This is a genomic window from Thalassospira lucentensis (genome assembly GCF_032921865.1).
Taxonomy (GTDB): domain Bacteria; phylum Pseudomonadota; class Alphaproteobacteria; order Rhodospirillales; family Thalassospiraceae; genus Thalassospira; species Thalassospira lucentensis_A.
This window is the reverse complement of the sequence record NZ_CP136684.1, coordinates 3129876-3148616: the sequence shown is the minus strand read 5'-3', so window position 1 is coordinate 3148616 and position 18741 is coordinate 3129876. Positions and strand designations below refer to the sequence as shown.

Sequence of the window (18741 nt, the reverse complement as noted above, 5' to 3'; positions counted from 1 at the left end):
TTATGCTTGCATCCAACAGCAAACCGGCATCGGCCACAAAGCCCGCCGGGCGGGATGGTGGCTTGGGCAATCGCACCGTCCTTTATGCCGATGAACCGGTCGATTTGCCCGATTGGGGAATTGCGGCCCTGCCCTCGATGATCCTTGGCGCAGCCCCGCAAAGCTGCCTTTTCGTTAGCGACCTGACGGTCGAGGAACCCGAAAACGACGCGGAAAACAGTGCCGGAACGCCCGGTGACGCGGACGCATCTGCACCTGTCAAAGTCTCCTTTTCGCTGACTGTCGACAGCGCACCTGATGACAATTCCAAATTGATCCAGCGACAGATCACCTGGCGTCTTGCCATACCAGCAAGCACCTTCCGGCAGATCACAACCAGCGCCAACAGCACCCCGGTGCGAGCCCCCGTGATCCGAACGAAGCTGGTTCTGCGCGGTGTTATCTGTGATGTTGAACTTGGCCTGCTGGAAGTACCGGGCATTACCCAACCGCTTCTGGTCGGGCGCGATACCCTGTCCGACCGCTTCCTGATCCGCCCTGATCATGATAAAGCCGCTCCGACCCCGTCGCCGTCCGCAACGCTTTCGATCACGCCGGACGAGCCCGCCGCACCGGCAAAACCGGTTGATCCTGCCCCGACACCGGCAACAGCAACACCAGCAGAACCGGGAAAAACACCGGATACGAGCAACGCAGTACCCCAACCCGCCGCATCCGCCCCGGATATGGCAACAGTACCTGTGCCGCCGAAAAGCGAGGCGGCATCGGCAACCACTCCAACTTCAACTCCAACGCCTACCCCAGCCCCAGATGCGCCTGACCCAACCGCAGATCAAGGCGCGGCACCTGCGCCTGCGGCCGATATATCAGGCAGTACCACCGCCGTACCGGATGGCACGAATGGCAACACCGCCCCAGCAACTCAACCGCCCCCCGCGACACCATCGACGGACCAAGGGGGCGATGCTTCTGCTGCCTCGCAACCGGTCGAAGCTGACAAGCCAACACCGACAACACCTGCCTGAATTCGCCAATCGCTTTTCATCACAAATTGCATGAGGGCGTTGATTTTTGGACAAAAGCCGCTATCTCGCTTTTATCAGACAGCCCGCATTCCACGTGCGGTTAGATGCCTGATGGTGATGAAAGGGGCAATACCGCATGCCGTTATCAGGACCTGAGCAAAGTCACGCCATGCCAACCCGCCGCAGCCTGTTGCAAGGCTGGCTTGCCGCCAGCGCGGCCGGCATTACCGGCATTTCCGTGGGGATGTTTGCGCCAATCTTGCGCGCCCAGCCAATAAAACGCGACATCACGCCATCCTGTGGCTCCGATGATGAACCAACCCGCAGCAGCACCGAAGGCCCGTTTTACAGCAACCAGCCCCCGGAAAAATCCGATTTTCGCGGTGATGCAGATGGCGATCCGGTAACCCTGATCGGGTTTGTCCTAACCCGCGATTGCCAGCCGGTTAGTGGCGCAATCGTCGATCTTTGGCATGCCAATCGCGACGGCGAATATGACAATCGTGGTTTCCGATTGCGCGGGTATCAGAAAACCGATGCCAAGGGCCGGTACTTTTTCGAAACCATCCGCCCCGCCGAATATGGCAGCCGAACCCCGCATTATCACGTCAAGGTGCGAAACGGGGACGACCGGGTTCTGACAACACAGCTTTATTTCCCTGGCGAAGCCCGCAACGAGCGGGACTTTCTGTTTAACCCGGCACTGCTGATGGATGTTCAAAAAGCATCTGACGGCGACATCGCGCGGTTCGATTTTATTCTGGCCTGATCAGGACCGGCTTTCCGAAGAATTCCGACACCAAGAATCTCTTTTCGGTCATTTTTGGCTTGCATTTTGCCGCATCAGGCGCATATGTTAACGACATTAACATATGCAAGAATACAAGAAACCGGAATACGAGCTTATGGGAAAATACCACCACGGTGACGTCCGCAATGTCCTGCTGCAAAAAGCCGAAAACATCCTGAACGAAGAAGGTCCGAGCGGGCTTTCGCTGCGGCGGCTGGCGCGCATGACCGGTGTGTCGGAAGCAGCGCCCTATCGTCATTTTGACGGTAAGGATGGCATTTTGGCGGCAGTGGCGATTGATGCGTTTGAACGCTTTGCAGAACGGCTGGAAAATGTCGCGGCCAATGTCCAGAAGCACGAAGAACGGATCATGGCGCTTGGTGCGGCTTATGTGCATTTCGCGGTCGATTTCCCGCAGCATTTTCGCCTGATCTTTGGCCGGGAACGCCCGCCGCTCGATCAATATCCAGAACTCCGCGAGGCGGCCGATAACGCGTTTGACGTTTTGCAACGCGCCGTTACATCAGTTGATCGTCGTGCCGATATGACCCTGAACGAAGCAGCCACCGCCTATAACCGCGCCCTCGCGGCATGGAGCCGCGCACACGGCATCGCCATGCTAGTGATTGACGGCATGATTGTTCCGCCTGCCGATCAGGAACTCGATGATTTTGTGTTGGGGCTTCTTGCCGAAGACCTGACAGCCCCTGAAAATTCCTGATCCCGATATCCGCAATTCAAAGGCCGCCAAAGATGGAATACACCACCGTCAAATTCATTCACCTTCTGGGTGCCGTGCTGTTTCTGGGCAATATCATCGTCACCGCAGTCTGGAAAAGCCTGGCGGATCGTACGAAAAATCCGGTGGTTATTGCCTTTGCCTGCCGACTAGTGAATGTCACCGATCTGGCTTTTACCGCCTTTGGCGCGGCACTGGTGGTGATTGGCGGTGTCGGGCTGTTTCATGCCGGTGGCACTTCACTTTCCGATAGCCCGCATCTGACGATGGGTATCAGTCTGTTTGCGATGGCGGCTGTGCTGTGGCTGGTCGGGCTTTTGCCCTTGCAGCTCTATATGTCGCGGATTGCCGCCCAAACGGTGGCAGCAGGCGAAGCCACCATGCCGGTGGCCTATGATAAGTGCGTAAAGCTTTGGACGATGCTGGGAATTGTGGCAACGTTGCTGCCAGTCGGCACGCTTTGGTTTATGATCGCCCGTTAATGCCTATAATGTGCGGCGCCGCCGGGTTGCGATCAAAAGGGCCACGACCACCGCCGCACTGCCCATGATATGCCACTGATTAAGCATCTCGCCCAAAATCACCGCCCCAAGGATCGAGGCAACAAAGGGCTGCAACAGCAGGATCATCGATCCGGTGGCTTCATCCACGCGCTTAAGCCCGACCGATACCATTCCCTGCCCCAGAACATGCACCAGCATCGCAAGACCGATCAGCGCCAGCCAGCCCGTGATGTGCGGCGGCAGAACGAAATTTCCTTTGATAAGCATCATCACGCCAAGGGCGATCATGGTGGTCAGGGTGCTCCAGAACATGATTGATACCGCGCTGTGATTACGGCGCAGACGGCTGATAACAATCAAATAACCGGCATAGAAAAAGGCGGCCAAAACGGCAAAGGCATCGCCGCGCATGGATCCCGCGCCTGTCTCACTGGCGCGAAACAGGAAATAACCGCCAATAACGGCAAACGGTACCCCGCACCAGAACATCACGCCGGGTTTGCGCGCAATGCCAAATAGACCAAGGAACCCGATAATCAGCGGGGCAAGGTTGTTAAGCAAAATCGCATTGCCGACCGTCGTCATTTCAATTGCCATATGGCAGGCAACAAGGTCGGCTGCGAAGAAAAGACCGGCAAGGATCATCAACCCCGTGTCACCATGCTTGCGCGCGGAAACGCCATTTCCGTTGGCTGGTTTTGATGATCCTGCCGGCATCAAAAAGACGGTAGCGCCCAACACGGGGGCTGCGAGCGCGACACGCCAGAAAGCCGAGGCATCGGGTGACACACCGCTATAACGCACAAAAATCGGACCGAGCCCCATCAGGATTGCGGCCACAACAAGGGTCGCAATAGCCCAGAATGATGATTGAGCCATCAGCTTTAATCCTTCTTCTCGCTGCGCAATGTCCGTGGTGGCGGAGGGAGTAACAGATGTACTTCCGGCATTGCGAAGGATGTCAGGTAAGGCACGGGGCATGGTCTGGTCTTTCGAAACGATAGCGGGGTGCAGGTTGTGCAAAATGCGCCTTGGCTGATAGCGATTATCTTGCAGCAGTGCTATATCGATGTGAAATTGCTTCGCCTTATTGTCGGGATAAATTGCGCTTATGGCTCTTCTGAATGTCGATATCGATCTGCTCAGAACGTTTCTGACCGTGCTGGATACCCAAAGTTTCACACGCACGGCCGAACGCCTTTTGCGCACGCAACCCGCCATCAGCCAGCAGATCAAAAAGCTTGAAGATACCGTTGGCGCACCGCTGATTACGCGCGACCGCAACGCCATCACCCCAACCACAACCGGACTTGTCGTCAAATCCTATGCCGAGGGGATTATCGGCCTGAACGACAAGATGCTGGCCGATCTTCTTGATGCAGCACCGGCCGTGCTGCGCATCGGGCTTCCCGACGACTATGCCGCAATCTATCTGCCGGAAATCCTTCGGATTGCGGCCCTGCGCCTGCCGGAAACAGAAATCAGCTGCCATGCGGATATCAGTCGTAATCTCGGCAAACGGGTCGCCAATGGCGATCTTGATCTGGCGATCCTGACGGCAGATCCCGAAACGCCCAGCCTGCATGTGACATCCGAACCGCTGGTCTGGGTGGCGGATGCCGGGTTTGACCATCAGGCACGTCCGCTTCGCCTGTCGATGTTCCATGATGGCTGCGTGATTCGCCGTTCCGTGACCGAAGTCCTGTCACAACAGAACATCGCCTTTCGCATCAGCCACAGCAGCGACTCCAATTCCATGATCATCACGGCAATTGATGGCGGCCATGCGCTAGGCGCGATGCCACTCTGTACGGCTGAATATGCCGGAATGCAAATTGTTGATGATCCTTCCCTACCGCCGTTGCCAAAGATCGACATCGCGCTTCTGGTGCGCGAACAGGCCAATCCTGCGGTTCGGGAACTCGCCCTTGGTGCGATTGCGGCCCTTGCCCCGTCAACACCAGCAGATAGCGACGGAGACAATCACAGTCTGACCGGCACAATTGCGCCTGCCATGGCACCGGCTTCTTCCACCATATGAAAAGACTTTTTATGCGGTTGATCGCCCGATAACGCCGCCCATAAGATGCCCCGGCAAGAAACAGCCGTTTCAATAACATCCTGCCGGAGACGCCCGATGCTGACCATCAAACGCCTGTCGATCGATGACGCCAAAATACTGATCGAAGGCGCACGCAATCGCGCCACCGAAATCGGTATTCCCATGTGCATCGCCATCACCGATGAATCCGGTGTTCTGATTGCCTTTGAACGCATGGATGGCGGCAAGGTCACCAGCACGACGATCGCCCAGGACAAGGCATTTACCGCCGCAGGTGCGCGCAAGGCCACCCACGAATATGCCGCCGCCGCCCAACCGGGCATGGTGGCATTTGGCATCGATTCCGAATGTGGCGGCCGCCTGTCGATTGTGGCTGGCGGCTTGCCGGTATCGGTGGACGGGGATGTTGTCGGCGGGATCGGTGTCAGCTCCGGCACCCCGCCGCAGGATCAGGATTGCGCCCAAGCCGGGATTGATCATTTCCTGAAAGCAATCGGCAAATAAGCCCACCACTATTGGCGGGAATCGGCATTGATTACGCTGATTTCCGCCCACCGATCAGAAATTCGACATTGCCTTCCGGCCCGGTGATCGGGCTTGTCGCGATGCCAAGCACCTCCCAGCCCGGAAGACTCTCCAGCCAGCCGGAAATGGTATCACAGACTTCCTGATGCAGTTCCGGTTCACGCACCACACCCTTTTTCCCGACGCGTTCCTTGCCGACTTCGAATTGCGGTTTGATCAATGCAATCAGCCAACCGCCCGGTTTGACCAGATCAAGGCTTGCGGGCAACACGGTGCGAAGGCCGATGAAGCTGGCGTCGCAGACGACGATATCGATGGGATCGGGAATTTGTTCGGATGTGATGTGACGCGCATTGGTCTTTTCCATCACGACAACCCGCTCGTCATTGCGCAGTTTCCAGTCAAGCTGCCCCTGCCCGACATCGATGGCAAAGACCTTGGCCGCACCGTTTTGCAGCAAGACATCGGTAAAACCGCCGGTCGAGGAGCCGACATCAATCGCGGTAAAACCGGTGATATCAACACCGAACTCGGCAAGCCCCTTTTCAAGCTTGAGCCCGCCGCGCGACACCCACGGATGGGGTTGCCCGCGCAGGGTCAGTGAAATGTCTTCCTTACATTGCAGCCCCGGCTTATCGAGCCGTTGCTCGCCACTAAAGACATTGCCTGCCATGATGAAAGCCTGCGCCTTGGACCGGGTTTCCACCAGTCCGCGTTCGACAAGCAATTGATCCAAACGTTTCTTTGCCATGCGCGGGTTTTAACGCAAAGCAGCGCAAGCGTCTAGCTTGCCAGTGGTTCCAGATAGCCGCGCGGCACGATGGCAAGAAGATCGTTTAAGGCCTCGCCCTGAACCGCGACATGCTGGTGCATCAGCTTGCCCGCCCGTTCGGCATCGCCGGTCGAAATCGCTTCGAGGATTTCGGAATGCTCGGCATTGGATTTTTTCACCCGGCCCGGCCGGTGCAGTTGCAAACGGCGATAGGGAGCGAGCCGGTTGCGCACATTCTTGGTCTGGCGTTCGAGGAAGCTGTTGCGGCATCCGGAATAGATCACTTCGTGGAAACTAACGTTGGCCTCGTAATAGGCATCAGCATCCGCATGTTCCTGAAGCTCGCTGCATTCATTACCAAGTGCGATCAACTTTTCTATGTCGGCACGCGGCATGCGACGTGCGGCAAGGCGCGCGCACATGGCTTCGAGTTCGGCCATGACTTCGAACATTTCGATCAGATCGGCCACCGTGATCGAGGCAACAATCGTCCCACGCCGTGGCATGGTCGCGACAAGTCCGGACCCCGCCAGCGTTTGCAGGGCCTCGCGCACGGGGGTGCGTGAAACGCCGAACCGCTCCGACAGGCTGCGCTCGTCCAGCTTGTCGCCGGGTTTAAGAACACCGGTGACAATATCGCGTTCAAGTTTCTGAACCAGGTCGGTGGCGAGCTTGCCGTTCCGTGACATGGGAAGCCTCATCCTTACGCTGCAATCGTGGTATACCAGAACATAGAAAATGGTACCGCGCAAAGCCTTTTCCGTGCTGCCCTGCATCGAAATCCTGCTGCGATGCAAAAGTTCAATCGCAGAAAACCGGGAAAATGGCTGCAATCCTTAGGCGCACATCTGTGGCACTGCAATACACATTTCTGGTATACAAAAACCCGTAGACAGGATGCCAGAAATCTGTAACGCTTTTTGATATTGCGAAATCCGCACCAATAAAAAGACGTGCAAACGCGTCATGAATGCATCCAGAAACGCATGCTTCATCCGGGAGGAAAAGATGAAGATTTTCAAACGTACTCTGTCGGCGTCTGTCGCCGCCATCACCCTGTCCATCGCCGTCTTCGGTATGTCCTCGAACGCTGATGCGGAAACGCTCAAGCTGTCGCACCAGTGGTCGACCGGCGATGTCCGTCACAAAGTCGCACAGATCATTGCCGACGAAGTCAAAGCCGCCAATGTCGATCTGGAAATCCAGATTTTCCCGTCCGGCTCGCTGTTCAAGGCGAACGAACAGTGGACTCCGATGGAACGCGGCCAGCTTGACATGATCGTCTATCCGCTGGCCTATGCCGGTGGTCGTATTCCGGCAACCAACCTGACCCTGATGCCGGCACTGGTGAAAAACCATGACCATGCCGATCGTCTGAATAACTCGCCCTTCATGGCAAAAATGGAAGAACTTCTGAACGAAAACGGGGTTGTTACCATTGCCAAGGGCTGGCTGGCCGGTGGCTTTGCCTCGACCAAGGGCTGCATCCGGGTTCCGGATGATGTCAAAGGTCTGCAGATTCGTGCAGCCGGTAAATCCTTCGAACAGATGCTTCAGGGTGCCGGTGCATCCATCGCCGCAATGCCAAGCTCGGAAATCTATCCGGCGATGCAGACCGGCGTTCTGGATGCCACCAACACCAGTTCGTCCAGCTTCGTTTCGTATCGCATTTACGAACAGGTGAAATGCTATACCCCGGCGGGTGCCAACGCGCTGTGGTTCATGTATCAGCCGGTTCTGATGTCGAAGAAAACCTATGACGGTCTGAACGACGCCCAGAAAGACGCCCTTGCTGCGGCTGCCAAAAAGGCCGAGGCATTCTATTCCGAAGAAGCCCGTAAAGAAGACGCTGCCAGTGTCACGGTCTTCAAGGATGCCGGTGTTGAAATCGCCGATCTGACCGACGCCGACTTCAAGGCATGGCAGGACCTCGCCAAGCAGACGTCCTATGCCAAGTTTGTCGAAGAAACCCCGGGCGGTCAGGAAATGCTCGATATGGCTCTTTCTGTCGAATAATGGTGTCGTGGCGCCGGGTGCATGCCCTGCATGCCGGCGCCACTTCTTTTCCGCTTTTTTGCGACGACCTTGATCTTCAGGAGTCCCAGCGTGGCGAACGCAGTTTTTCCCAATTCCTTGCCGGTTGACCTGCCCGACGATGGCAATCCCGCCCCGCGTGCCCGGGCCAACCATAACAGTTTCCCGCCGCCACCCGATGTCGAACCGCTGCCCGAAAAACCCGGCAGCAACGGCAATGGCGCGCGCCCTGCCCCGATGGCACCGCGTGGCCCGCTCGATCATGCGATCAATTTCGTCCACTTTCTGTCAAAGGCCTGCGGTGTTGCCGCAGCATCGATGTTCTTCATCGCCATGCTGCTGATCTGCCAGCTTGTCTTTATCCGTTACATCCTGAACTCGTCCACCGTCTGGCAGACGGAGGCCGTGATCTATCTGATGATCGGCGGCACCCTGATCGGGCTTCCTTATGTCCAGCTTCTGCGCGGGCATGTGAATGTCGATCTGCTGCCGATGTATCTGAAACGTGGTGCGCGCAAGCTGCTTGCGGTTGCGACCTTGCTGTGCGGCCTTGGCATTAGCGGCCTGTTTGCCTTTTACGGCATCGAACTGGTCATCGAAGCCTATCAGGGCGGCTGGAAATCCCCGACCATCTGGGCGGCTGAACTCTGGAAGCCCTACCTGATGCTGCCGGCCGGTTTTGGCCTGCTGTTCCTGCAATTATTCGCCGATCTGCTGTGCCTTCTGACCAACCGGTCGAAAGCCTTCCATATCGAAGACAACCCGTTTTAAGGAGCTGGTGCAATGGATCCGCTTTCACTCGCAGCACTCGTTGGCATTGTCACCACCCTGATCCTGTTTTCCGGCATTCCGGTCGGCATCGGGCTTCTGATGGTTGGTGTCGGTTTTATCTGGATTTTCGATGGCGCAAGTGCGTTACCGCTGCTGCCTGAAATCCTGTTTTCCAAACTCGAAAGTTTCGAAGTTCTCGCGATCCCGATGTTTATCCTGATGGGGGCGGTTGTCGCATCGTCCCGTGCGGGTGGTGATCTGTATTCCGTGCTGGATCGCTGGTTAACGCGTGTGCCGGGAGGATTGGTTATTTCCAACCTGGGGGCATGCGCGATCTTTTCAGCCCTGTCGGGATCGTCACCGGCGACCTGTGCCGCGATTGGCAAAATGGGCATCCCCGCCATGCGCGAACGCGGCTTCCCGAGCTCGGTTGCGGCCGGTTCGATTGCAGCAGGCGGTACGCTTGGCATTCTGATCCCGCCAAGTGTCACCATGATTGTTTATGGTATCTCGACCGACACATCGATCGGGCGGCTGTTCCTTGCCGGTCTTCTGCCCGGTCTGATGCTGACGGCACTGTTCATGGCATGGTCGCTTTTTTCGACCTGGCGTCAGGGAAATGCATCGGTTGCACTGGCATCGGTGACCTATAGCTGGAAGGAAAAGTTTGAAATCCTTCCGCGCGTCCTGCCCTTCATCGTCATTATCTGTGCGGTTCTGTTCGCGCTGTATGGCGGGGTGGCAACGCCTTCTGAAACGGCGGGTGTTGGTGCGCTGTTCTGCCTGATTGTCGCGATGATCATTTATCGCATGTGGCAGCCGGGCAAGCTTTGGAACATCATGCGCGACACGACCAAAGAGTTTGTGATGATCCTTCTGATCATCGGGGCTGCCGGTCTGTTCAGCTATATGCTGTCCTCGCTGTTCATCACCCAGTCGATTGCACAGTGGATTTCCGCCCTTGACGTCAACCGTTGGGTCCTGATGGGCTTCATCAACGTGTTCCTGCTGATCAGCGGCTTCTTCCTGCCGCCGGTTGCGGTGATCCTGATGTCGGCCCCGATCCTGTTGCCGGTTATCGTCAATGCCGGGTTTGATCCCTACTGGTTCGCCGTGATCCTGACGATCAACATGGAGATCGGCCTGATTACCCCGCCGGTTGGCCTGAACCTTTATGTCATCAACGGGATTGCGCCCGATATCCGCCTGCAGACGATCCTGAAAGGTGCGATGCCCTATGTGCTTTGCATGGTGGTTGCCATCGTGATCCTGTGCTTCTTCCCGCAAATCGCCACCTGGCTTCCCGAAACGGTCATAGGGGGACGCTAAAATGTCCGGAATTTCCGTCAGAAGCTGGATATCCAGCATTGCCGATCGCGGCCGGGAGCTTCTTGACCTGCCGCTTTCGACACCGCAGGACCCGTTTGCCCAGCTTAAAGCGATGTGCAAGGACCTTGTGTCACAAAAGGGCGAAGCCCGTGGAACCGCGGTTGCCCGCGAAGTGGTCCGCATGTGGGAAACCCTGCCCGAAGCAGATCATCTGCGTTTTTTCGAAATGATGCAGAATGATTTCAGTGCCAACCGCACCGAGGTCAAGAAGGCAAGCGAGGCCTTTGCCAATGATCCGTCCGAAGCCAATCTGGCGGTTCTGACCCACGCGTCAGAACCGGCCCGGCAGGAGCTTCTACGTCGGATCAATATGGCACCGGGCGGCACGCGCGCGATTGTCGATATGCGTGAAACGCTTCTGGGGCTGATCAAGGAAAACCGTCACCTTGAACCGCTTGATGCCGACATGCAGCATCTGCTGACAAGCTGGTTTAATCGCGGTTTCCTTGAACTGCGTCATATTGATTGGGATACGTCGGCGGCCATCCTTGAAAAACTGATCCGTTATGAAGCGGTTCATGAAATCAAGGGCTGGGACGATTTGCGCCGTCGTCTGGCAACGGATCGCAAATGCTTTGCCTTCTTCCATCCGGCGATCCCCGATGACCCGCTGATCTTTGTCGAAGTTGCTCTGGTTCACGGGCTTGCCGATAGCGTTCAGGCCCTTCTGGCCCCGGAAATCGATGAAACCGCCCCGGAAAAAGCCAATACCGCGATCTTCTATTCGATCAGCAACTGCCAATCGGGCCTTAAGGGGATTTCATTTGGCAACTTCCTGATCAAACAGGTGGTCGAGGAGCTTAAACGCGAGTTCCCGAAACTCAGACAATTCGCCACCCTGTCGCCCATTCCGGGCTTCATGGGATGGCTGCGCACCCGTCAGAAAAGCAAATCCGACGATGCCGATATCGCTGCCACCGTCCTTGCCGCCATGAGCGACGACGACTGGATTGATGACGCGGAAAAAACCGCCGAGCTTAAAAAGCCGGCGATGATGCTGTGCGCGCGTTATCTTGCGACCTGCAAGCGCGGCAAATCGCCGCTTGATCCCACCGCACGTTTCCATCTTGGCAATGGGGCGCAGCTTGAGCGCCTGAACTGGCTTGGCGATACATCGTCCAAGGGACTGCGTCAGGCGGGCGGGATGATGGTCAATTACGCCTATCACCTTGACGATATTGAACGAAACCACGAAGCGCTGATGAATGACGGCAAAATCGCCGTTTCGAAATCGGTCATGCAGCTTACGGGAAACTAGGACAGAACCATGTCGGATAATCTTTTCAACGAATTTACCAAACGTTTCCCGGCGGACCGTTCGCGCACCTTTCTGATTGAACGCGACGGCACTGAACGCAGCTTTGCCTGGTTGCTGGATCGCACCGGGCGTTATGCCAAGGTTCTTGCCGATCATGGGGTGGTCAAGGGCGACCGTGTTGCCGCCCAGATCGATAAATCATCCGATGTGATCGCGCTTTATCTGGCCTGCCTTCAGCTTGGCGCCATTCACCTTCCGCTCAATACCGCCTATACCGGCGATGAAATCGCCTATTTCCTTGGTGATGCCGCCCCGCGCGTATTCGTGTGCCGCCCGGCCCATATTGATGCCGCCAAAACCCTTGGCGCGCAGAACAATGTCGGTGCGGTCCTGTCGCTTGGCGACAAGGGCGATGGCACGCTGAATGATCTGGCCGCCAGTGCCAAACCGCATGGCGACGTCGCCGATGTGACCAAGGATGACATTGCCGCCATTCTGTATACATCGGGCACCACCGGCCGGTCCAAGGGCGCGATGCTGACGCATGGCAACCTCGGCTCCAACGCGCTGACCCTGCACAAGGCATGGGGTTTCAGGCCGGGTGATACGCTTTTGCATGCCCTGCCGCTGTTCCATACGCATGGCCTGTTTGTTGCGATCAACATCATGCTGGTCAATGGCGGCAAGGTGATCCTGCTTCCGAAATTCGATGCCGATGACGTGGTGGAACGCCTGCCGAACGCGACCGTTATGATGGGGGTTCCGACCTTCTATACCCGCCTTCTGGCCCATCCGAAGTTTGACAAGGATCTGGTGGCCAATATGCGCCTGTTCGTGTCGGGTTCGGCCCCGCTTCTGGCGGAAACCCACGATGCGTTCTTTGAGCGGACCGGGCATAAAATCCTTGAACGTTACGGCATGACCGAAACCTGCATGAACACGTCAAACCCGCTGGATGGCGAACGCCGTCCGGGCGCAGTCGGCCCGACCCTTCCGGGGATCGAGGCGCGTGTTTGCGACAAGGATGGCAATGTATTGCCCGTCGGTGAAATCGGTGTGCTTGAAGTTCGCGGGCCCAACGTTTTCAAGGGTTACTGGCAGATGCCGGAAAAAACCGCATCCGAATTCCGCACGGACGGTTTCTTTATCACCGGCGATCTGGCGACCATCGGCGCAGACGGTTATGTCACCATCGTCGGGCGCGACAAGGACCTGATCATTTCGGGTGGTTTCAACGTCTATCCCAAGGAAGTCGAGGAAATCATCGCCGAGTATGACGAGGTCGAGGAAGTCGCGATCTTTGGCCTGCCGCATCCCGATTTCGGCGAAGCGGTTGCCGGGGTGATCGTCCCGGCCAAGGGTGCCAAACCCGATGCCGAGGCCATCATCAAACGCACCCAGGACAAGCTTGCGAAATTCAAGGTGCCCAAACGCATCTGGATGCTCGACGAATTGCCGCGCAACACCATGGGCAAAATCCAGAAGGCCCAGCTGCGCAAGGATTATGCGGATACCTTTGCCACCCCGTCGGGCAAATCTGCCAACGGATAATTGCACACTCTGTTTCGTTTTCCCGTGTCTCCCTGCTGTCTTGCAGACAGCCAAACTCCTTCACCGGTTGGAAATTCTGGCCGGTGATTTTTTTTGCGCGGATTCTCAAAAAGTTCTTGATTTGTTCTTTTTGTTATGCTAGAAAAGAAAAGTCAACGGGACAAAAGCGCCCGGACCAAAACCCGCAAAGCGTGATGCGCTTTGCGGGTTTTTGCGTTTGGGGCCAGATGAAAGTGATGATGATGCAGCAGTACAAAGACAGACCGATCCGGCGGCAACATCGCCGGATGATGACCGGCGGGTGGAAAAGCCATTACGGAGGTTTTGCGCCCGTGTCCTAACCCACCCCAAGGTCACCCAAAGGTCAAGACGGGAGAAGTGCGCCTTGTTGGCAAGGCAACCGGTAAAATTGTGATCGACAGCGGCTGGGCTGCGCCGGGCAGCATCAGGCAAGCGGCGGCTCATGATGGGCCATGACGGGAGAGATCCGCCTTGGTAGCGAGGTAGCCAGCGAGATTGTAATCGGCAGCGGCTGGCAGAATTGGGCAGCAGGTGGCAAACAGCGGCGGGAGATGGGTCTATTGGAGCGGATGGTCCGGGGCGACTGGTGCGACCGGCTGGCGTCCGTCGACTGTTTGGATTTCCGTGTTCGCCAGCCGGGGGATATCCGACAAAGGAGCCAGCGCGGCAAAGGTTGGCGGAACCACGTGCCGGAGGCAGCATGGGAGGATCGCGGCAGGTTGTCTCTCATCGGGCAGCGAAGATCAGGGCGATAGCTTGCGGCGGCTTGACGGGAGTTCGGTGCCTTCCGTGTTCTCCGAACGGGGGATATCCGCCGAAGGAGCAGCGCGGCAAGGGTTCGCGGAACCAAGTGCCGGAGGCAGCATGGGAGGATCACGGCAGGTTGCCGGTCATCGGGTGGCGGGGAGGTCAGGGTGATCGCTTGGAGCGGAATGGTGTCGATTGGCCGGATGTGGCGTGGACTTGGTTGGCCTGGATTGGTTTGGCCGCGCCGTCTGGCAAAACCGCCAGCGGTCTGAAGTTCTGGCAGGTGTTTTGTCTTGAACATCGGTTCCAAGGATGCACTTGGAAAATGGTCCCAAAATCAGCATGATGGGATGAAGGCCATCGCGCTCTGACATTTCAGCCTGCCCGTTTTGCGGACAGGGATCGGGATAAAGGCAATCGCATAGTCATGGCAAAACTTGACGACGCAATCGACCGGATCACGAGTGATATTTCCCAAACCGGTGCGCTGACCGCAGAAGCGTCGCGCCGATACGAGGAAATGTTTCCCGGCTTCCGCGCCGAACTGGCCCGTGTGCTTGAACAGGCACCGACCATCAGTGACGCCGCGCAGGCGGCCATGATGCTGGTCGATGCGGCATCCCGGACCCTGCGTGACAGCTTTCCCCATCAGCCCCATTGTGACTGCCGGGATGGATGCAGCGCGTGCTGCCATCTGTTTGTTGCGGTGCCGCCCGGCGTCACAAGCCTGATTGCCGACCATATCCGCAAGACTTTCCCGCCTGATGAACAGCAGGCATTGCTGGAACGTCTGGACCAGGCAGCACGGATCATTGAACAGGCCAAAACCACATCCGAAGTGCGCGCACGCTGCCCGCTTCTGGGGGCGGATGAAAGGTGCACGATCTATGACGTTCGGCCCCTGACCTGCCGGGCCTTTACATCATCAAGTGCGCCACGTTGTCACACCATGGTCTTTGGCGACGAAGATCAGCGCAAAGACCGCATTGATCAGAATCCCGGGCATTTTCGCCTGCATCTTGAAGCCACCGAAGCCCTGCAGGACGCCGCCAGGGCACGCGGGCTTGACGGGAGGCAAAAGGGGTTCGTCCACGCGCTTATTGATCGGCTGGCACCATCGCAGGATCGGGCAGCCGATTAAATTTTCGGCTTGTTTGTTGCATCCTTGCGGAACAGGTCCATTTTCAAGACGTTCACAAAATTCATTCCTTTCCAGATCAACGCGGACATAGCAGCACATGAACAGTTTTCCCGATCCCAAGGTCGCCTTCGTCACCGGTGCAGCGCAGGGCCTGGGACTGGGCATAACGCAGCATCTTCTGTCCACCGGGTGGAAGGTCATGCTGTTTGATCTGGATGCGGATGCCGGGGACGAGGCCATCACGGCCCTGCCCGAAGAACAGCAGGAACGTGCCCTGTTTTTCAAGGGCGACATTGCCAATGAACATGATGTGGCGATTGCGGTTCAGCAGACCGTTGACCGGTTCGGGCGCATTGACGGACTGGTCAATAATGCCGGCATTGCCGATCCGCATTCGGGATCGTTCGAGCATCTGGATTGGGAAAGCTGGCAGCGCGTGATCAATGTCAATCTGGGCGGCGCGTTTCTGGCGGCCAAACATGCGACACAGCATTTGCGCAAGACCCGCGGGGCGATTGTCAATATCGCATCCACCCGCGCCTTTCAGTCCGAGCCGAATACCGAAGCCTATGCCGCGTCAAAGGGTGGCATGGTGGCATTAACCCATGCCATGGCGGTCAGCCTGTCGGGGGCGGTTCGGGTCAATGCCATTGCGCCGGGCTGGATCGAAGTCGGTGACTGGCAAAAATCATCCGCCCGCGAGGAACCGCAACACCGCGACATCGACCGGCAGCAACACCCGGCGGGCCGCATCGGCACGCCCGATGACATCGCAAAAATGGTCGCCTTCCTGCTTGATCATGACCAATCCGGTTTCATGACTGGCGAAACCATCCGCATTGATGGCGGCATGACGCATAAAATGATCTATGCCGATTGACCGGAGTCCCGGGGCGGACGTGGCCTTGTTCCCTGCCCCTTCATTCTGCGGTTTTACGGTTTCCTGCGGACGGGTTTACCCCGTTAACATCCCCCACCTATCACACCTGCGCGTGACTGAACGTCAGGTTGAGTTTCTGAACAATTATATCGCGATTGATAATAATAATCATTTATATTGAGATTGATTATCAATAGTGATAATGAACCCCATATGCAAACCGCCGGGGGCGGTGATCAATCTGACTATGGGGTCTTTTCATGCACGTTTCATCGACCATAAAACATCGTACATTCAGTACGCTGTTGCTGGCTTCTGTAAGTATTATTGCCGTCATGGCGACACCGGCTTATGCACAGGACACACCGCCACAGCAAAACGCGCAATCAGACGATACCGGCGATACCGCAACGACCGAAAAAGACAGCGACATTAATCTTGACCCGATCCGGGTCGAGGGTGAAGCCAATGCCACGGCGGGTGATCCCACCCCGCCGGTCTATGCCGGTGGTCAGGTTGCGACGGGTGGCCGGGCCGGTGTTTTGGGCAACAAGGACAATCTGGATATCCCGGTCAGCATCACCAGCTATACCAGCGAAGTGATCAAGAACCAGCAGGCCGACACGCTTGCCGATGTGGTTGATAACGATCCGGGTGTGCTGACATCCTACAGCTATGGCGGTTCGGGTGACCGCTTCATGATCCGCGGCTTTGTTCTTGACGGTGATGACGTGATGCTGGATGGCCTTTATGGCACGGCACCGCGCCAGTTGATCGATATGTCGATGTATGACCGTGTCGAAGTTGTCAAAGGCGCATCCGCGTTTATCAATGGCATGGCCCCCAGCGGCAGCGGCATTGGCGGCGGGATCAACCTTATTCCCAAACGCGCCACGGATGACCCGATCACCAGTGTCACTACAACCTATGAAATGAACAGCCAGACCGGCGGGCATGTCGATTTCGGACGGCGTTTTGGCAAGGACAATCAGTTCGGCATTCGTGCTAATCTGAAATATAGCGACGGCGAAACCGCCATCGATGACGAAGACCGCAACAGCCAGATCGGGTCGCTGTCATTCGATTATCGCGGCGATGATACCCGGATCACGGTGGATGCCGGGTATAATGAAAAGAATGTTGATCATGGGCGGACATCGGTAAATCTGCTCGGCACGCTTACGAACATCCCCGATGCCCCGGATGCGAGCCACAATTACAATGCAGATGGGACATGGGCCGACCTTGAGGACAGCTTTGTTCAGGGCCGCGTCGAACATGATGTAAACGACTATCTCATGGCCTATGCCGCCGCAGGCACCCGACACATGGAAGAATCCGGGATTTATTCGACCCCGCGCATTACCGGTACCGACGGGACAATGACCTATGGCGGTTCAACCATCATTCGTGAAGATACGACCAACAGTGCGCTGACCGGTGCCCGCGTTAAATTTGAAACCGGCGTCGTCAAACACGAACTGAATGCCGGGGTTTCCTACCTTCAGAACAAAAGCCATCAGGCATGGGCGTTCTCGCCCGGTGCGTCGGCGTTTACCGGCAATATTTACGGGCCGACGCCCACAGGTTATCCGGCGCTGGCAGCGCCATCAGGCAATCTGGCTGATCCAGGGCTTCGCAATATCAACGAACTGACCAGCTATTTTCTTGCCGATACCGTCAGCTTCCTTGATGACCGCCTGAGTGTCACGGGTGGCATTCGCCGTCAGTCGGTCAATACCAAACAGTTCGATCTGACCAGTGGTGCGCAATCGAGCAACTATGATGCGGACGAATACACGCCGATGGTCGGCATCGTCGGCAATGTGACCGATCAGGTATCGGTTTATGCAAACTATATGGAATCCCTGTCGCCCGGCGAAACAGCCGCCAGTGCGGCCAGTGACGCGACCCTGACCAACCCGAGCGAGCAGTTGGCCCCTTACACCTCTGAGCAATATGAAATCGGGGCAAAGGCGGATTTCGGCAGCTTTGGCGGTAGCGTCGCCCTGTTCCAGATTTCCAAACCCTTCGCCTACAAGAACGCAAGTAACACCTTTGCAGCGGACGGCGAGCAGCAGAACCGCGGCGTTGAGTTTCAGGTCTTTGGCGAACCTGTGATCGGCACCCGTATTCTGGGCGGTATCACCGTTTATGATGCGGAACTGTCCGATACCGAAAACGGCACCAATGACGGCAACACGCCGATTGGCATTCCCGACTATGTTGCCAAGCTTGGCATTGAATATGACCTGCCGTTCCTTGAGGGGGCGACGGTCAATGCGCGGGCGGTTCACACGGCATCGCAATATGTCAATGCGACCAACACGCTTTCGATCCCGTCATGGACGCGCCTTGACCTTGGCGCGCGTTACACGACCGAGGTGCACGAATATCCGGTTACCATCCGTGCCAATATCGAAAACGTTACGGATAGCGATTACTGGGCGTCAGCCAATGGCGGCTATCTGACGATGGGGGCGCCGTTGACGGCCAAAATCTCGCTGACCGCGGATTTCTGATCCGGGCCAGT

The 18741-nt window shown here is 56.9% G+C and carries 18 protein-coding genes; 15 read left to right on the top strand and 3 right to left on the bottom strand.

The window, feature by feature from the left end; genetic code table 11:
• Nucleotides 1-2 precede the first annotated feature (2 nt).
• The 4 genes from R1T41_RS15260 (at nucleotide 3) to R1T41_RS15245 (ending at nucleotide 3036) form a co-directional block, all read left to right on the top strand.
• Nucleotides 3-1025 (top strand): hypothetical protein, encoded by a 1023-nt coding sequence (locus R1T41_RS15260; protein WP_317337703.1) that lies wholly within the window; start codon nucleotides 3-5, stop codon nucleotides 1023-1025.
• Nucleotides 1026-1161: 136 nt separating this feature from the next.
• Nucleotides 1162-1794 carry an intradiol ring-cleavage dioxygenase gene (locus tag R1T41_RS15255; RefSeq protein ID WP_317337702.1) on the top strand — a complete coding sequence of 211 codons (633 nt, stop codon included), beginning with the start codon at nucleotides 1162-1164 and terminating at the stop codon, nucleotides 1792-1794.
• A gap of 103 nt (nucleotides 1795-1897) precedes the next feature.
• Nucleotides 1898-2536: a TetR/AcrR family transcriptional regulator gene (locus tag R1T41_RS15250; RefSeq protein ID WP_231858306.1), complete on the top strand. Its 639-nt coding sequence runs from the start codon at nucleotides 1898-1900 to the stop codon at nucleotides 2534-2536.
• A gap of 32 nt (nucleotides 2537-2568) precedes the next feature.
• Nucleotides 2569-3036 (top strand): DUF2269 family protein, encoded by a 468-nt coding sequence (locus R1T41_RS15245; protein WP_317337701.1) that lies wholly within the window; start codon nucleotides 2569-2571, stop codon nucleotides 3034-3036.
• A 3-nt stretch (nucleotides 3037-3039) separates the two neighbouring features.
• Here R1T41_RS15245 and R1T41_RS15240 read toward each other — a convergent pair whose 3' ends face one another.
• Nucleotides 3040-3936 (bottom strand): DMT family transporter, encoded by an 897-nt coding sequence (locus R1T41_RS15240; protein WP_317337700.1) that lies wholly within the window; start codon nucleotides 3934-3936, stop codon nucleotides 3040-3042.
• A 232-nt stretch (nucleotides 3937-4168) separates the two neighbouring features.
• On the opposite strand from R1T41_RS15240, the gene R1T41_RS15235 reads away from it, so the two are divergent.
• A complete protein-coding gene (locus tag R1T41_RS15235) occupies nucleotides 4169-5098 on the top strand; it encodes a LysR family transcriptional regulator (protein WP_317337699.1) in 930 nt (309 codons plus the stop codon).
• A 96-nt stretch (nucleotides 5099-5194) separates the two neighbouring features.
• Nucleotides 5195-5623 carry a GlcG/HbpS family heme-binding protein gene (locus R1T41_RS15230; protein ID WP_062952436.1) on the top strand — a complete coding sequence of 143 codons (429 nt, stop codon included), beginning with the start codon at nucleotides 5195-5197 and terminating at the stop codon, nucleotides 5621-5623.
• 31 nt (nucleotides 5624-5654) lie between these two features.
• Here R1T41_RS15230 and R1T41_RS15225 read toward each other — a convergent pair whose 3' ends face one another.
• Together R1T41_RS15225 and R1T41_RS15220 are read right to left on the bottom strand one after the other, a co-directional pair.
• Nucleotides 5655-6395: a TlyA family RNA methyltransferase gene (locus tag R1T41_RS15225; RefSeq protein WP_317337698.1), complete on the bottom strand. Its 741-nt coding sequence runs from the start codon at nucleotides 6393-6395 to the stop codon at nucleotides 5655-5657.
• A 32-nt stretch (nucleotides 6396-6427) separates the two neighbouring features.
• Complete coding sequence (locus R1T41_RS15220) at nucleotides 6428-7105, bottom strand: GntR family transcriptional regulator (RefSeq protein WP_297205604.1); 678 nt, start codon at nucleotides 7103-7105, stop codon at nucleotides 6428-6430.
• A gap of 319 nt (nucleotides 7106-7424) precedes the next feature.
• On the opposite strand from R1T41_RS15220, the gene dctP reads away from it, so the two are divergent.
• From dctP to R1T41_RS15175, 9 genes are all read left to right on the top strand, one after another.
• Complete coding sequence (gene dctP, locus R1T41_RS15215) at nucleotides 7425-8432, top strand: TRAP transporter substrate-binding protein DctP (RefSeq protein WP_317337697.1); 1008 nt, start codon at nucleotides 7425-7427, stop codon at nucleotides 8430-8432.
• 90 nt (nucleotides 8433-8522) lie between these two features.
• A complete protein-coding gene (locus R1T41_RS15210) occupies nucleotides 8523-9221 on the top strand; it encodes a TRAP transporter small permease (RefSeq protein WP_317337696.1) in 699 nt (232 codons plus the stop codon).
• A gap of 12 nt (nucleotides 9222-9233) precedes the next feature.
• Nucleotides 9234-10550 carry a TRAP transporter large permease gene (locus R1T41_RS15205; protein WP_317337695.1) on the top strand — a complete coding sequence of 439 codons (1317 nt, stop codon included), beginning with the start codon at nucleotides 9234-9236 and terminating at the stop codon, nucleotides 10548-10550.
• A gap of 1 nt (nucleotide 10551) precedes the next feature.
• Nucleotides 10552-11868: a malonyl-CoA decarboxylase gene (locus tag R1T41_RS15200; RefSeq protein WP_317337694.1), complete on the top strand. Its 1317-nt coding sequence runs from the start codon at nucleotides 10552-10554 to the stop codon at nucleotides 11866-11868.
• Between the two features lie 9 nt (nucleotides 11869-11877).
• Nucleotides 11878-13419: a malonyl-CoA synthase gene (locus R1T41_RS15195; RefSeq protein ID WP_317337693.1), complete on the top strand. Its 1542-nt coding sequence runs from the start codon at nucleotides 11878-11880 to the stop codon at nucleotides 13417-13419.
• A gap of 83 nt (nucleotides 13420-13502) precedes the next feature.
• Nucleotides 13503-13760: a hypothetical protein gene (locus R1T41_RS15190; RefSeq protein WP_317337692.1), complete on the top strand. Its 258-nt coding sequence runs from the start codon at nucleotides 13503-13505 to the stop codon at nucleotides 13758-13760.
• A gap of 854 nt (nucleotides 13761-14614) precedes the next feature.
• Nucleotides 14615-15328, top strand: coding sequence for a YkgJ family cysteine cluster protein (locus R1T41_RS15185; protein ID WP_317337691.1), 714 nt, complete (start codon nucleotides 14615-14617; stop codon nucleotides 15326-15328).
• Between the two features lie 97 nt (nucleotides 15329-15425).
• The gene (locus R1T41_RS15180; RefSeq protein WP_247793694.1) at nucleotides 15426-16208 is read left to right on the top strand and encodes a glucose 1-dehydrogenase; all 783 of its coding nucleotides are present in this window, start codon (nucleotides 15426-15428) and stop codon (nucleotides 16206-16208) included.
• Nucleotides 16209-16468: 260 nt separating this feature from the next.
• Nucleotides 16469-18730, top strand: a complete 2262-nt coding sequence (locus R1T41_RS15175) for a TonB-dependent siderophore receptor (RefSeq protein ID WP_317337690.1) — start codon at nucleotides 16469-16471, stop codon at nucleotides 18728-18730.
• The last annotated feature ends 11 nt before the right edge of the window (nucleotides 18731-18741 follow it).